This is a genomic window from Limosilactobacillus avium (genome assembly GCF_947381485.1).
Taxonomy (GTDB): Bacteria; Bacillota; Bacilli; order Lactobacillales; family Lactobacillaceae; genus Limosilactobacillus; species Limosilactobacillus avium.
Map to the genome: position 1 here is coordinate 1 of NZ_CANCWN010000016.1, position 12635 is coordinate 12635.

Consider the following 12635-nt stretch of genomic DNA (forward strand, 5'->3'; position numbering starts at 1 on the left):
CTGGCATACACCAATCGAGATCTTCCTGCTTAATTTACGTCATTAAATTCGTTCAAGTTATTTCTTGCAATCTGCCAAGGCCTTAACCACGTTCTTGACGTAGGTGCCGCCGTGGTGGTAGCCAGCCGTGTAGTTATCCTTGTAGTGGCTAAGCTTGTTATCAGCGAGGTTGACCTCCACGATGGGGTTAATTGCCCCCTTGGGGATGTTGCGGTCAAACGACACCTTTCCCTGGCGATCGACGTTGGCGCGGACAATTGTCTTGGTAACGCCGGCGCGTTGGGCGGCCCGGGCCATCTTATCTTCCGCCCGGGCACTGGAGCCCCAGCCGTGGACGAAGATGGTTGGCACGGTCGACTGCCGGTAGTGCTGGATAGCCATCGCCCGGCTCGAAACAGCGAGACAGCAAAAGGCGAGGATGGTGGTTAGTATCGTAATCAGGGGAAATCTTTTCAAAGTGCTCACATCCATATCAATTAGTTAAGGTGGTCATTAAAAAAGCTTTGGATCTTGGCAAACGGAATCTTATCAACCTGGTCATACAGGTCAATGTGTTCACAGTCGTCAACGATGTACTTTTCCTTTGGCCCCTTGGCTAAATTATACGCCCGTTCGGAGAAGGCACGGGAGTGGGCCCGGTCACCAAAAATAAACAGGATTGGCCGTGGGGAAATCTCGTCAATGTGGTCGAGGGCGGAGAACTGCATCATCGCCAGGTTGGAAGTGGTGGTAAAGCCGCCCCGGGCATTGGGGTGGAAGCCCCGGGGAACAGCGTAGAAGCGGAACCACTCATTGTTGATGGGGTCCATCTTCGGGAGGTCATCAACTGACGGGTAGGGGTGGTCAGGGAATGACGGCTTGTATTCCGGCTGGCCATTGGCAAAGTCCGTCCACCGCTGGTTAGCCAACTGGGTCTTCATCTTGTCTAATTGGGCCTTGCTAGGCTTCATCATGCCGCGGATGTCCGTGATGTCGTACATTGAAGCGGTAACCACCGCCTTAATCCGGGGGTCAACGGCAGCTGCGGAAAGGGCAAAGCCGGCAGAGCCGCAGATCCCGATAACCCCGATCCGCTCCCGGTCAACAAAGGGCACCTGGACCCCAAGGTAGTCAACTCTGGCACTAAATGATTCGGCGAAGAGCTCCGGAGATGACACGTGGCGTGGCCAGCAGCCAGATTCACCCATGAAAACCTGGTCAAAGGTCAGGACCACAAAGCCCCGCTGGGCGAGCTCGTTGGCGTAGACGGCCGGACCCTGCTCCTTTACCCCACCATAGGGCGCACCCACGATTAAAGCCGGGTACTTTTCTGCTGTCCGTTCCTTTGGGGAGTAAAGGTCAGCCGCAATTTTTATTCCGTAGCGGTTTAAGAAGCTGACGTGGTCACGGTGGACGTTTTCATTGAGTTCGGTAATGTATCGTAATGACATAGGTTAGTCCTCCTTTATTTTCTTAATGACTTTTGCGGGAACTCCGGCGACAACGGTGTTAGCTGGGACATCCTTAGTGACGATGGCCCCCGCCGCAACAACCGCATTTTCGCCGATGGTTACTCCTGGTAAGATGGTGTCGTTGGCCCCAATCCAGGCGTTCGTGCCCACCTTGATTGGCTTGAGCTCAAGGTTGCGGCGGTCGGCCGGGTCGAGGGGGTGGTTGACGGAGACAAGGGTGGCGTTGGGACCAATCAGGACCCGGTCCGCTAATTGAATGCCGCCAAGGTCCGTAAAGGTGACGCCACTATTAATAAAGACGTTTTTCCCAATTTGAAGATGGCGTCCGAAGTCGGTGTAAAATGGCAGGCGAATTTCAACGGACGGGTCAATTGCCTGTCCCGTGATCTGCGCAACGACTTGGCGCACCTCTTGGTCGGTGTGGACGCCAGTGTTGAGCTCCTGAACGAGGGGCTGGTTAGTGGTGACCACCTGGGCGATTTCTTGGCTTGTGGCTTTCATGTTAGTTGTCATCCATTAACTCTCCTTTCTGGTTATTACTAGGATAAACAGTTGGCGTGCTCCTGTAAAATACTTATAATATATGGGAAAATATAAGTATTATGCATAGGAGGACTGACGATGGAAGTTCGGGTACTACGTTATTTCAATGAGATTGTCCGGGAAGGAAATATTTCCGGTGCGGCGCAGGTTCTCCACATCTCGCAACCGGCCCTTTCCCGTCAGATGAAGGAGCTCGAAAACGAGCTGGGGGTTACCCTCTTTGAGCGGGGGCACCGGCAAATCAAACTTACGCAGGAGGGGTCCTACCTCTTTGACCGGGCCCAGGAAATCACCACCCTGGTGGACCGGACTACTGACCAGCTGCAGAAAAAAGCGGTGGTGAGTGGTGTCATCAACATCGGTGCGGGCGAAAGTCGGGCCGTCCAACCCGTGATGGCCTGCATCAAACACATCATGGCCAAGTTTCCCCAGATTCGCCTCAACCTGGTGAGCGGGGACAGTGAGTTTTTACGCCACCAGCTGGATACGGGCTTGATTGAGTTTGCCATCCTGATGGGGCACGAAAACCTGATTGAATACAACACCATGCCCCTTAGTGGGGTTAACCGGTGGGGGATTGTCGTGGCGGCCGATTCGCCACTGGCACAAAAGTAGGCCATTACCCCTGCGGACCTGGTTGGCCAGCCACTGATGACGTCGGGGCAAACCATACGCCAGGACACCTTTCGTCAGTGGGCGGGGATGGCACTGAACCACTTCAACTTTGTCGGTCAGTATAACCTGGTCTTTAACGCGGCCTTGTTGGCCAAGACCGGTGCGTGCGCGGTAATGACCTACGAGGGGCTGATTAAAAATCAAGCAGAAGACAACCTGGTCTTTCGGCCCCTCACCCCGGCGCTAGTTGATCAGAATATTTTAGTTTGGCGCAAGGATAACCGCCTACCAAACGTTGGCAATATTTTTATTAAGGAAATGAAGGAGGTCACCCATGATCAAAATCAGTAATGTCCAACAAGCAGACTTGCCCGCGGTAGTTGTAATTGAACGGGCGGGCTTTAGTCCGGCTGAGGCTGGGAGTCCGGCGGCTTTTCAGGACCGGCTCAACAAGTTGCCGGACACCTTTTTAGTGGCCAAGGCTGGGGACCGGGTAGTCGGTTTTATCGTCGGCCCGGCAGTTAGTACCCGGGTGATCGACGACCAGATGTACGAAACGGCCCCGACTAACCTGCCTACGGGTGGCTACCAGCTGGTGCTCTCACTTGCGGTGGCCCCGGCCTACCGGGGAAAGGGCGTTGGCAGCCAGCTCTTGGACGCCCTGGCGCGGGTAGCCCGGGCAAGCAAGCGGCAGTCAGTTGTGCTAGACTCCCTGGCCAAAAACGTTCCCTTTTATGAGCATAACGGTTTTCATCAGGCGGGGGTGTCACCTTCCAGCCATGCGGACGAGACCTGGTTGACCATGGTTAAGGACTTGTAACTTTCCCTTAAGGCTGAGCAGAAAGCGTGCTTTTTATTGCCGGCCCCGGTATAGTTAAACTACCAAAAGAATGGAAAAGGGAGGAAACCGGTATGGCAAAGACGTTCACTAAGGAAGAGTTACAAAAGTATGATGGCCAGGATGGCCGCCCCGCGTACATCGCAATCGATGGCAAGGTCTATGACGTTTCCGAAGATGCTTCCTGGCAGGGTGGTAAGCACCACGGCTACACAGCGGGCCAGGATTTGACGGAACCATTAAAAAGACGGGTAGCCCACGGTGACAGTGTCTTACCGGGGATCCCCGTTGTTGGTGATTATATGGATTAGGTTAATAAAAATGGATCAGTGAGATTATCCCACTGGTCCATTTCTTCGTATTCAGGAGGTGTATATATCGGCAGAATTAGCCCCAGACTTCGGTGGCAATTTCCTTAACGAGGGCGACTTTCTTCCATTGTTGGTCCTCGGTGAGGATGTTTCCTTCCTCAGTTGAGGCAAACCCACACTGGGGACTTAAGCAGAGGTGGTCCAACGGGTGGTACTTTGCTGCTTCGTGAATCCGGTCGATGATGGTCTGCTTGTCTTCCAGCTGACCGGACTTGGACGTGATGAGCCCCAAGACAACGTACTTATCATCAGGAACCTTAGCAAGGGGTTCAAAGCCACCAGCCCGGTCGGAGTCGTATTCCAGGTAAAAGGCCTGCACGTTTTCCTGGGCGAGGAGGGTGTCAGCGACGGGACCATAGCCACCCGCGGCAGCCCAAGTTGAGTGGTAGTTCCCCCGGCAAACGTGAGTGTTGACCGTTAAGTCCGCTGGCAGGTCTGCAATGGCGGCGTTATTTACTTTTAGGAACCGTTCTTGGAGCTGCTTCAGTGCAGACGTATCAGCGTTGGGGTCCTTCTTCTTAAGGTTGGCAAAGTTATTGACGGAGATTCCCCAGGTACAGTCATCGAGTTGGAGGGTTCGGCAACCAGCGGCGTAGAGGTCTTCAATTACTTGGTGGTAGGCGGCCGCAACGTCGTGGTCCAGCTCTTCAACAGAAGCGTAGTTGTCCTTAACGCTGGCCTGGTTTTCGGGCCGGATTAACTCTTCTAAAAACTGAGCTGGTGCGGGGATGGTCTGCTTGACCTGGACCCCAGCAGGAACGTGGTCCTGGACAAACTTGAAGTAGTTGACAAAGGGGTGGTTTTCACCGCTGATCTTGCCGGCCACCTGGGCTGAATCGTTCCGGGTCTCTTCGTCATGGAAGAAGTAGCCATGCTTCAAGTTAACGTGCTTGACCCCTTGTAGTCCCCAGAAGAAGTCAAGGTGCCAGTAGCTCCGCCGAAATTCACCATCCGTGACGGCCTGCAGTCCGGCGGCAACTTCTTTTTGAATTAACTCGGTGATGCACTTGTCCTCCACGGCGGTCAGGTCGGCCTGGCTAATTTCGCCCGCCGCAAACTTGGCCCGGGCGTCCTTTAATGCTTGGGGACGGAGAAAGCTACCAACAACGTCGTAGCGGAATGGGGAAACAGTTCGTTTTGTGAATTCAGTCATAATAATCGATCCTTTCGTATGCGGTGGGTTCAGGTGCGGAGCAAATAAAAAACGCCCCCAGGAAAAGAACTGTGCCTTTCCTAGGGACGTCAAGCTAATCATTAGTTAACGTGTTACCACCCTAATTTGAGTCGGCCTCACAGCCAACTCCTCAGTAGGTACACCCGGAGGTAAACCTAGACGTTATATCGGACGTCACTCGTGGGCAGCTCACGTCTGGCTCGCCACCCGAACATTGCTCCAAGACCATCTTCGACAGGTCTAGCCATCCCGCCTTCCACCAACCGCGGTTCTCTGTAATGGCTGAGCCTGCTTACTCATCTCTTCTAAGCATTTCTTAATTTGATTGTCATTATCTTAACGAATTCTAATTTAATTGTCAACACTAATTGGCAAATTAATTACAAAAGCGGCTGGCCAAATAGGCCAGCCGCGATAGACTACTTATCTTCGGTAAAGTTAAACTCGTCCGCATGCCGGAGTGAGTAGGCGAAGTAGACAATTAGCCCGATGACAATCCATAACAGGTAGGTTAACCATGCCTTGAGCGAGATGCTGACCAGCAGGACCAGGCAAACCAGGATTGAACAGGTGGGGATTACGTTGCCAAACGGGACCTTGAATGGCCGCTCCAGTTCCGGGTACTTATACCGGAGGATGATCACGATCAAGGAGATGAGCATGAAGACCATCAGGGAACCAATGTTGGCGATTAAGGCCAGGTAGTGGAGGTCGAACTCACCAGCAAACACCGCGGAGGCCAGGCCGATTAGCCAGATGGCCCGGTTCGGACTCTGGGTATGGGCGTTTAACTTGGCAAAGCCCTTGGGCAGAAAGCGGGACCGGCTCATTGACTTAAGAATGTTGGACCCGGCGTAAATAAAGGCAAACACCACGGCCATGATTCCAAGGACCGCCCCTAAGGAGACAATCTCGGCGACATAGTTATGGCCCTCACTGAGCAGTACGTAAGACATCGCCTCGGAAACGTTCAGCTTGGTGTAACGCACTACCCCCGTCATCACTAGGCTGACTAGGATGTAGAGGGTTGTGGAGACCGTCAAGCAGAGGACGATTGCCCGGGGGATCGTGTGGCCGACGTCCTTGGCATCCTCCGCCGACGTTGCGAGGGCGTCAAAGCCCAGGAAGGAGAAGAAAACCGCTGAAGCACCGGTGAAGATCCCCTTCACGCCGTACGGGAGGAAGGGGTGCCAGTTGGTGGCCTTGACGTCCCAGATGCTGACCACGATGAACAAGACGATAATGAATATCTTGACCCCAACCAGGAAGTTGTTGACCAGCTTACTTTCGCTCGTTCCCCGGGTTAGGATGATGGTCATTAGGATGATCATCAGGACCGCTGGCAGGTTGATGTAACCATCCGCAGCGGGGTTGACGAGGAACTGGTGGGGCAGGTTAATTCCCAAAACTTCTAAGAATGATTGGACATACCCGGTCCAGCCGTTGGCAACCGTTGCCGTGGTGGTGACGTAGACCCCAATCAGGGTCCAGCCGGCGAGAAACGCGACAAACTTACCGATTGATACCCAGGCATAGAAAAACGCACTTCCGGAATTCGGCAAGCTAGTGGTGAGCTCCGAATAGCAAAGCCCAATCAACCCACTCGCTAGGGCCGCAATTAAAAACGAAAAGACGATTCCGGGGCCCGCATCGGTTGACGCGACAATTCCGGTGAGGACGAGGATCCCTGTACCGATGATTGCGCCAATTCCAAGGATTGAAAGGTCAAATAGTCCGAGAGTCTTTTCCTTCGGGCTACTGCCTTTGCCAATCTGATTTTTCATAATTGTTTCGATTCCTTTCTCTATATATGTCCGAACCTTAAGTTTACATTAAATAAAGCAGCGGTTCAAATTCTGGCGCTTAACATTATTAGTATTTTCCGGTGGGGAGGGGGCTTTTTTCCCGGGGCCCACCTCCCAAAATTTCCTCCGGGTAAAAAGGTTTCGCATTTCTTCCTAATCCATCATAAAATAGAAGGGTAACTTTGAAAAAGGAAGTAACAATCATGACCCAATATAAGCTTGTTGTAATCTCACTGGATTCACTTGGCTACCGGGACCTGGCCGAACTGCGCGACCTGGTGCCGAACCTTGATAAGCTAATTCAGCAGGGAACGTGGGTAAAGCGTGTCCAGGGTATCTACCCGACGCTGACCTACCCGTCTCACACCTCGATTATCACCGGCCAGTACCCGGCAGTGCACGGGATTGTTAATAACACGAAAGTCCAGCCGCGGCGGCAGTCACCGGACTGGTACTGGTACCGTAAGGACGTCAAGGCCACGCCCCTTTATGATGTGGCCCGGGCCGCGGGGATGACCACGGCCGCCTTTTTGTGGCCAGTCACCGCGGGGAGCAAGATTAACTATAACCTGGCCGAAATTTTCCCTAACCGGATTTGGACAAACCAGGTGTTAGTCTCACTCAAGGCTAGCTCGCCGTGGTTCCTCCTCAAGATGAACCAGCGCTACGGGAAACTCCGCCACGGGATTAAGCAGCCCTGGTTGGATGACTTCGTGACCGCCTGTGCCGTCGATACCCTCCGCAACAAGCGCCCCGACTTAACTTTGATCCACCTGGTGGACATGGACAGCATGCGGCACCGTTACGGGGTACGGTCAAAGGAAGCCAAGACTGCCCTGCAACGACTCGATGGCCGGGTTGCCCGGCTGATTCGGGCCACCAAGGACGCCGGAACCTATGACCGGACGAACTTCGTGATTTTAGGAGACCACTACCAGATCAACGTCCACAAGATGATACACCTGAACATGCTCTTCGCACGGGAAGGGTGGCTGACCCCGATTGATGGTAAGACCACCTTCAAGAATAACTGGAAGGTGACCGCCAAAACCTGTGACGGGGAAACATACGTCTACGTGCGGGGGCACAATATTGATTACGGCGAGGTCAAGCAGCTGATTGCTCGGGCCGAGGGGGTTCAACACATTTACGATGGTGCAGAGGCGGTCAAACTGGGTGCCAATCCTAAAGCGGCCTTCCTGGTTGAGGCCCAACCGGGTTATTACTTCACGGACGAGGTCAACCGGCCCGCAGTGGTGGAAGAGGTTGACCCTGATTCCATCGGGACCCCGGACCGTTACCACGGTGTTCACGGCTACGGGCCCGACCAGCCGAACTACTTCACAACGGCGGTTTTTGCGGGACCAGACGTCCAGGCAGGCGCAACGGTTGCTGGTGCCCACCTGGTTGACGAGGGCCCAACCTTCGCGCGCTTACTCGGCCTCCACTACCCGGCCCCGACCGCTGGGCAAGCAATTGAAGAAATATTTAGAAAGTGAGTGAAACTGTGAAATTCACTAAGCAACAGTGGCAATGGATTTTTTACGACTGGGCAAACTCCGGTTACGGGATCCTCGTGATTACCGCCGTCTTACCGGTCTACTTCAAGGCGGTTGCCCAAGCCGGAGGAGTCAGTGCCGCCGACTCCACCGCCTTCTGGGGCTACGCCAATAGCTTTGGCACCCTGGTAGTGTCCCTGCTGGCCCCCTTGCTTGGGGCGCTCGCGGACTACCCACGTTCGAAGCGGCGGTGGCTAAACGTCTTTACCTGGACGGGGATTGTCTTGACACTCGGCCTGGCGGTGGTGTCACCCCGCCACTGGCAATGGCTCTTGGGCCTGTATATCCTGAGTATTATCGGCTACTCCGGCGGGAACCTCTTTTACGATAGTTTCCTGACGGATGTCGCTGACGACCGTCAGATGGACCTAGTATCGTCCACCGGCTATGGGATGGGGTACCTGGGCGGCGTGTTAGCCTTCATCATTTTCCTTGGTGCCCAACTAACGAACGGCTTTGGCGGGTTGTTGTCCAGCTTTGGGGTGGCCCGGTTCAGCTTTGTCCTCGCCGCCGTCTGGTGGGTAATCTTTGCCTGGCCCCTTCTCCGGCACGGTCAGCAGCGCTTTAGCGTTCAGGCCGTCAGGGACCCGCTGACTGATAGTTTCCGCCGCCTGGGGCGCACCTTCCGTCATATTAGGAAGTACCGGCGGATTTCCTGGTTCTTGGTCGCTTACTTCTTCTATATTGACGGGGTCGATACCATTTTCACCATGGCAACCGCGATTGGGAAGGACCTCGGCGTGAACACGACAATGCTGATGATGGTTTTATTGATGGTCCAGCTGATTGCCTTCCCGTTCTCTCTTCTGTACGGGTGGCTGGCAAAACGGACCTCAACCCGGCTGGCAGTTCTTTTGGGAATCATCGTCTACCTGTTTATCTGCTTGTACGCACTGAAGCTTGACAGCCTGTTTGACTTCTGGTTTTTGGCAATCCTGATTGGGACGAGCCAGGGCGGGCTGCAGGCCCTTAGCCGGTCATACTTTGGCCAGCTAATCCCGAAGGACGCTTCAAGTGAGTTCTTTGGTTTCTACAACATTTTGGGTAAATTCTCCGCTATCCTAGGGCCCCTGGTTGTGGGACTCGTAACCCAGTGGACCGGGCGTTCGACGGTGGGCGTGGCCTCCCTCAGCGTCCTGTTCGCGGTGGGGCTGGTAATTTTCCTGGCCCTACCCAAGCTGAGTAATGGTGACTAATAAAAAAATATCCCTGACATTCGGTAATATTCCGAACGTCAGGGATATTTTTATTTATAGGGGACGTAATTAGTTCTTGCGGGAGTATGATGCGATGTCAGCGAGGATTTCGTTCATGAAGTCATCCTGACTCATTTCGTTTTGGGCTTCTTCACCGTACTTCCGGACGGAGACACCATTGCTCTTCATTTCGTCGTCACCGACAACCAGAGTGTATGGTACCTTTTGAGTTTGGGCTTCACGAATCTTGTAGCCCATCTTTTCGTTCCGGTGGTCAACAACGACCCGGATGTTAGCGGCCTTCAGCTTCTTAGCAAGGTCGTCGGCGTAAGCACCATGGGCATCTTCGTTAACTGGAATGATGTGAACTTGTTCAGGAGCTAACCAAGTAGGGAAGGCACCCTTGTAGATTTCAGTCAGGTAAGCAACGAACCGTTCCATGGTCCCAACAACACCACGGTGGATCATGACTGGCATGTGTTCCTTACCATCCTTACCAACGTAAGTTAAGCCGAAGCGGTCAGGAAGCATGAAGTCCAGTTGAATAGTGGACATGGTTTCGTCGTTCCCCAGGGCCGTCTTGGTTTGGATATCCAGCTTTGGACCGTAGAAGGCAGCTTCACCTTCGGCTTCGTAGTAGTCAAGGTTCAGGTCATCCATGGCAGCCTTCAACAGCTTTTGGGACTTCTCCCACATCTCGTCGTTAGCGTAGTACTTCTTCGTGTTCTTAGGGTCACGAAGGGAGAGACGGAAGCTGTAGTCGGTAATGTCAAAGTCCTTGTAAACGGACATGATCAGCTTCAGAATCTTGGCGAATTCAGTCCGGATTTGGTCAAGGGCAACGAAGGTGTGACCATCGTTCAAAGTCATTTCACGAACCCGTTGCAGACCGGAGAGGGCACCAGACTTTTCGTAACGGTGCATCATTCCCAGTTCGGCAATCCGCAGTGGCAGGTCACGGTAGGAACGGATGTGGTGCTTGTAAATTTGAATGTGGCTTGGGCAGTTCATTGGCCGCAGTTCAAGCATTTCACCGTCACCCATGTCCATTGGTGGAAACATGTCGTCACGGTAGTGTTCCCAGTGACCAGAAGTCTTGTAGGCATCCAGGTTCATCAGAACTGGGGTGTAAACGTGCTTGTAGTCATCGGCAACTTCACGGTCAATGATGTAACGTTCGATTGTCCGCCGAATAGTGGCCCCCTTAGGCATCCAGTATGGTAAACCGGCACCAACCTTTGGATCAACGAAGAAGAGGTCGAGCTTGTTACCGATAACCCGGTGGTCACGTTCCTTAGCTTCTTGACGCTTCTTCAAGTCGTCAGCTAATTCGTCCTTCTTGTAGAAGACGGTCCCGTAGATCCGTTGCAGCATTGGGTTGGAGGACATGCCCTTCCAGTAAGCACCGGCAACGGATAAGAGCTTGAGGTTCTTAACAACGTCACCATAAACCAGGATGTCATCCTGGGCAACGGCCTTGACGTCGCCGAGAACGTACATGGCAACCTTGCCGTCCTTGGCGTTTTCCTTGATTAATTCAGTAGAGAACTTGTCGTCCTTGACTTCTGCCAGGGCGTCGTCAACAGCGACTTCGGCAAATTCAACCTTAACGTCATCCTTGGCCATGCCCTTAACAACGTCTTCCAATGCGGGCAGTTCGTCAGCGGAAACTTGTTGGTCATCCTTGTCGGAGTCAACGTGGAAACCATCTTCATCGAAGCTAGCTTCACCAAGACGAATTCCCTTGAATTCTTGCTTCAAAGCGGCCTTCAGCATCAGGGCTGAAAGCTTCCGGAGGGCTTGTAATCCTTCCTTAGAATCCCGATCGATTTTCTTTACTGATCCATTTGGGGACATAACTGCAACTTGAGCCATAAAAATCTCTCCCTTTATAAAAAATAAAACGTCCCTAATGTCTGTCTGACAACAAGCATTAGGGACGTTAATTAACATAGTTAGCGTGGTTCCACCCATGTTCAGAGTATTACTACTCTCTCTATGGTGTGGTAACGGACACGACCCGACCGGCCTTATTTCGGCCAGTAAAAGTAGGAAGGTGGTATATTTAACGGTCGACTCGACATAACTTCCAGCCTAGGTTACGTCTCCCTGGTTGAGCACTCGGTAAATACATATCCTTCAATTGACTAAAATTATAACACCAAAAATCAGCTTGGCAAGGGATTTGATAAAAAATTTTCATCGATTATTATTTCCGCCAGTTGCTGGGGCACTTGGGACGGTCGTGGTGGTACTTGAGTTACCACCGTTGCTGCCGCTACCCTGACCCTGGGTGTTGCTGCTGGAGCTGTTTCCGTTGCTTTGGTTACCCTGTTGGCTTTGGCTGCCTGTGCTGGTACCACCATTGCTTTGTCCCTGGTTGGACTGCTGACTGTTTGATTGATGAGGCGTGGTCGTGACGGTGTAGGTGTCACTAGTCCCGGTATTGTCATCGTCATCGTCGTCAGTCGTGCTTGATTGCCGGTGGTGGTGACTGCTGCTGCTCTTTTTCTTGTGTTTCTTGGAGCTTGTCGTCACCGTCGTGTCATCGTTATTGGTGGTGTTAACCGGGTTCTGCTGCTTAACAACGAAGATGATGACCATCACCAAAAGAATTGCGAGCAGGAGGGTTAAGAGGAGCTTAAAGGTCCGCTTGCCCCGGTTAGGCTTCTTTCCAAATACCTTTTTCTTTTTAGCTTTGCTACCCAAACGAGGACGACGGTTCCCCCGTTTCTTAGGCTGGCTATCGTATAGTTGTACACGGCTCGGCCGCTTGTCTTGATTATTATTCAATGATTTCACCTCATCTGGCTAAATAGCATTCATTTCCATATTATAGCATTGATTGGGGGTGACAAAAGAAAAACAACGGTCAAACACGAGGTGAATGACCGCTGCTTCTTAATCTATCTGGGGGATTTATGGGATTGTTGTAACCTTACCCCTAATCCGTGAAGAAGTTGTGAACATGCGTTTACGAAAAAGTGAAGAATAGAAGATTACGGTGTAAACAAATAGCGGGTGAGAAAAGTTATTTCTTTTCCCATCCACTATTCAAGTTAGATAGATATTTGATTCAGAAA

13 protein-coding genes are annotated in these 12635 nt (G+C 52.6%); 6 read left to right on the forward strand and 7 right to left on the reverse strand.

Annotated elements, in window-relative coordinates; all coding sequences use genetic code 11:
- Nucleotides 1-57: 57 nt before the first annotated feature.
- From QOS01_RS06205 to QOS01_RS06215, 3 genes are read right to left on the reverse strand one after another with little or no spacing between them, the layout of a single operon-like run.
- On the reverse strand, nt 58-456 hold the full coding sequence (locus tag QOS01_RS06205; RefSeq protein WP_408612467.1) for an alpha/beta hydrolase: 399 nt from the start codon (nt 454-456) through the stop codon (nt 58-60).
- Nucleotides 457-476: 20 nt separating this feature from the next.
- A complete protein-coding gene (locus QOS01_RS06210) occupies nt 477-1430 on the reverse strand; it encodes an alpha/beta hydrolase (RefSeq protein WP_283621566.1) in 954 nt (317 codons plus the stop codon).
- Between the two features lie 3 nt (nt 1431-1433).
- Complete coding sequence (locus QOS01_RS06215) at nt 1434-1964, reverse strand: sugar O-acetyltransferase (protein WP_283621567.1); 531 nt, start codon at nt 1962-1964, stop codon at nt 1434-1436.
- Nucleotides 1965-2072: 108 nt separating this feature from the next.
- Here QOS01_RS06215 and QOS01_RS06220 point away from each other — a divergent pair, with 108 nt between their 5' ends.
- From QOS01_RS06220 to QOS01_RS06235, 4 genes are all read left to right on the forward strand, one after another.
- Nucleotides 2073-2609, forward strand: a complete 537-nt coding sequence (locus tag QOS01_RS06220) for a LysR family transcriptional regulator (protein WP_283621568.1) — start codon at nt 2073-2075, stop codon at nt 2607-2609.
- Nucleotides 2610-2645: 36 nt separating this feature from the next.
- Nucleotides 2646-2960, forward strand: coding sequence for a hypothetical protein (locus QOS01_RS06225; RefSeq protein ID WP_283621569.1), 315 nt, complete (start codon nt 2646-2648; stop codon nt 2958-2960).
- Entirely contained in the window at nt 2944-3429 is a 486-nt protein-coding gene (locus tag QOS01_RS06230) for a GNAT family N-acetyltransferase (RefSeq protein ID WP_408612468.1), read from the forward strand. Before QOS01_RS06225 ends, QOS01_RS06230 begins: the two co-directional genes overlap by 17 nt.
- A 92-nt stretch (nt 3430-3521) precedes the next feature.
- Nucleotides 3522-3758 carry a cytochrome b5 domain-containing protein gene (locus QOS01_RS06235; protein WP_283621570.1) on the forward strand — a complete coding sequence of 79 codons (237 nt, stop codon included), beginning with the start codon at nt 3522-3524 and terminating at the stop codon, nt 3756-3758.
- Nucleotides 3759-3834: 76 nt separating this feature from the next.
- On the opposite strand, the gene QOS01_RS06240 is transcribed toward QOS01_RS06235, so the two are convergent.
- Nucleotides 3835-4971: a 5-methyltetrahydropteroyltriglutamate--homocysteine S-methyltransferase gene (locus QOS01_RS06240; RefSeq protein ID WP_283621571.1), complete on the reverse strand. Its 1137-nt coding sequence runs from the start codon at nt 4969-4971 to the stop codon at nt 3835-3837.
- Between the two features lie 440 nt (nt 4972-5411).
- Nucleotides 5412-6776, reverse strand: coding sequence for an APC family permease (locus tag QOS01_RS06245; RefSeq protein ID WP_283621572.1), 1365 nt, complete (start codon nt 6774-6776; stop codon nt 5412-5414).
- Nucleotides 6777-7000: 224 nt separating this feature from the next.
- On the opposite strand from QOS01_RS06245, the gene QOS01_RS06250 reads away from it, so the two are divergent.
- Complete coding sequence (locus QOS01_RS06250) at nt 7001-8296, forward strand: alkaline phosphatase family protein (RefSeq protein ID WP_283621573.1); 1296 nt, start codon at nt 7001-7003, stop codon at nt 8294-8296.
- Nucleotides 8297-8304: 8 nt separating this feature from the next.
- Nucleotides 8305-9552, forward strand: a complete 1248-nt coding sequence (locus QOS01_RS06255; RefSeq protein WP_283621574.1) for an MFS transporter — start codon at nt 8305-8307, stop codon at nt 9550-9552.
- 69 nt (nt 9553-9621) lie between these two features.
- Here the strand turns inward: QOS01_RS06255 and thrS are convergent, their stop codons facing one another.
- Nucleotides 9622-11427: a threonine--tRNA ligase gene (gene thrS, locus QOS01_RS06260; protein ID WP_283621575.1), complete on the reverse strand. Its 1806-nt coding sequence runs from the start codon at nt 11425-11427 to the stop codon at nt 9622-9624.
- Nucleotides 11428-11751: 324 nt separating this feature from the next.
- Nucleotides 11752-12354: a hypothetical protein gene (locus tag QOS01_RS06265; RefSeq protein WP_408612469.1), complete on the reverse strand. Its 603-nt coding sequence runs from the start codon at nt 12352-12354 to the stop codon at nt 11752-11754.
- Between the last annotated feature and the right edge of the window lie 281 nt (nt 12355-12635).

Bases quoted from the DNA above. Each gene is read 5' to 3' on its own strand.
- QOS01_RS06210 (WP_283621566.1), bottom strand. From the start codon at position 1,430: ATGTCATTACGATACATTACCGAACTCAATGAAAACGTCCACCGTGAC.
- QOS01_RS06215 (WP_283621567.1), bottom strand. From the start codon at position 1,964: ATGACAACTAACATGAAAGCCACAAGCCAAGAAATCGCCCAGGTGGTC.
- QOS01_RS06220 (WP_283621568.1), top strand. From the start codon at position 2,073: ATGGAAGTTCGGGTACTACGTTATTTCAATGAGATTGTCCGGGAAGGA.
- QOS01_RS06225 (WP_283621569.1), top strand. From the start codon at position 2,646: ATGACGTCGGGGCAAACCATACGCCAGGACACCTTTCGTCAGTGGGCG.
- QOS01_RS06230 (WP_408612468.1), top strand. From the start codon at position 2,944: ATGATCAAAATCAGTAATGTCCAACAAGCAGACTTGCCCGCGGTAGTT.
- QOS01_RS06235 (WP_283621570.1), top strand. From the start codon at position 3,522: ATGGCAAAGACGTTCACTAAGGAAGAGTTACAAAAGTATGATGGCCAG.
- QOS01_RS06240 (WP_283621571.1), bottom strand. From the start codon at position 4,971: ATGACTGAATTCACAAAACGAACTGTTTCCCCATTCCGCTACGACGTT.
- QOS01_RS06245 (WP_283621572.1), bottom strand. From the start codon at position 6,776: ATGAAAAATCAGATTGGCAAAGGCAGTAGCCCGAAGGAAAAGACTCTC.
- QOS01_RS06250 (WP_283621573.1), top strand. From the start codon at position 7,001: ATGACCCAATATAAGCTTGTTGTAATCTCACTGGATTCACTTGGCTAC.
- thrS (WP_283621575.1), bottom strand. From the start codon at position 11,427: ATGGCTCAAGTTGCAGTTATGTCCCCAAATGGATCAGTAAAGAAAATC.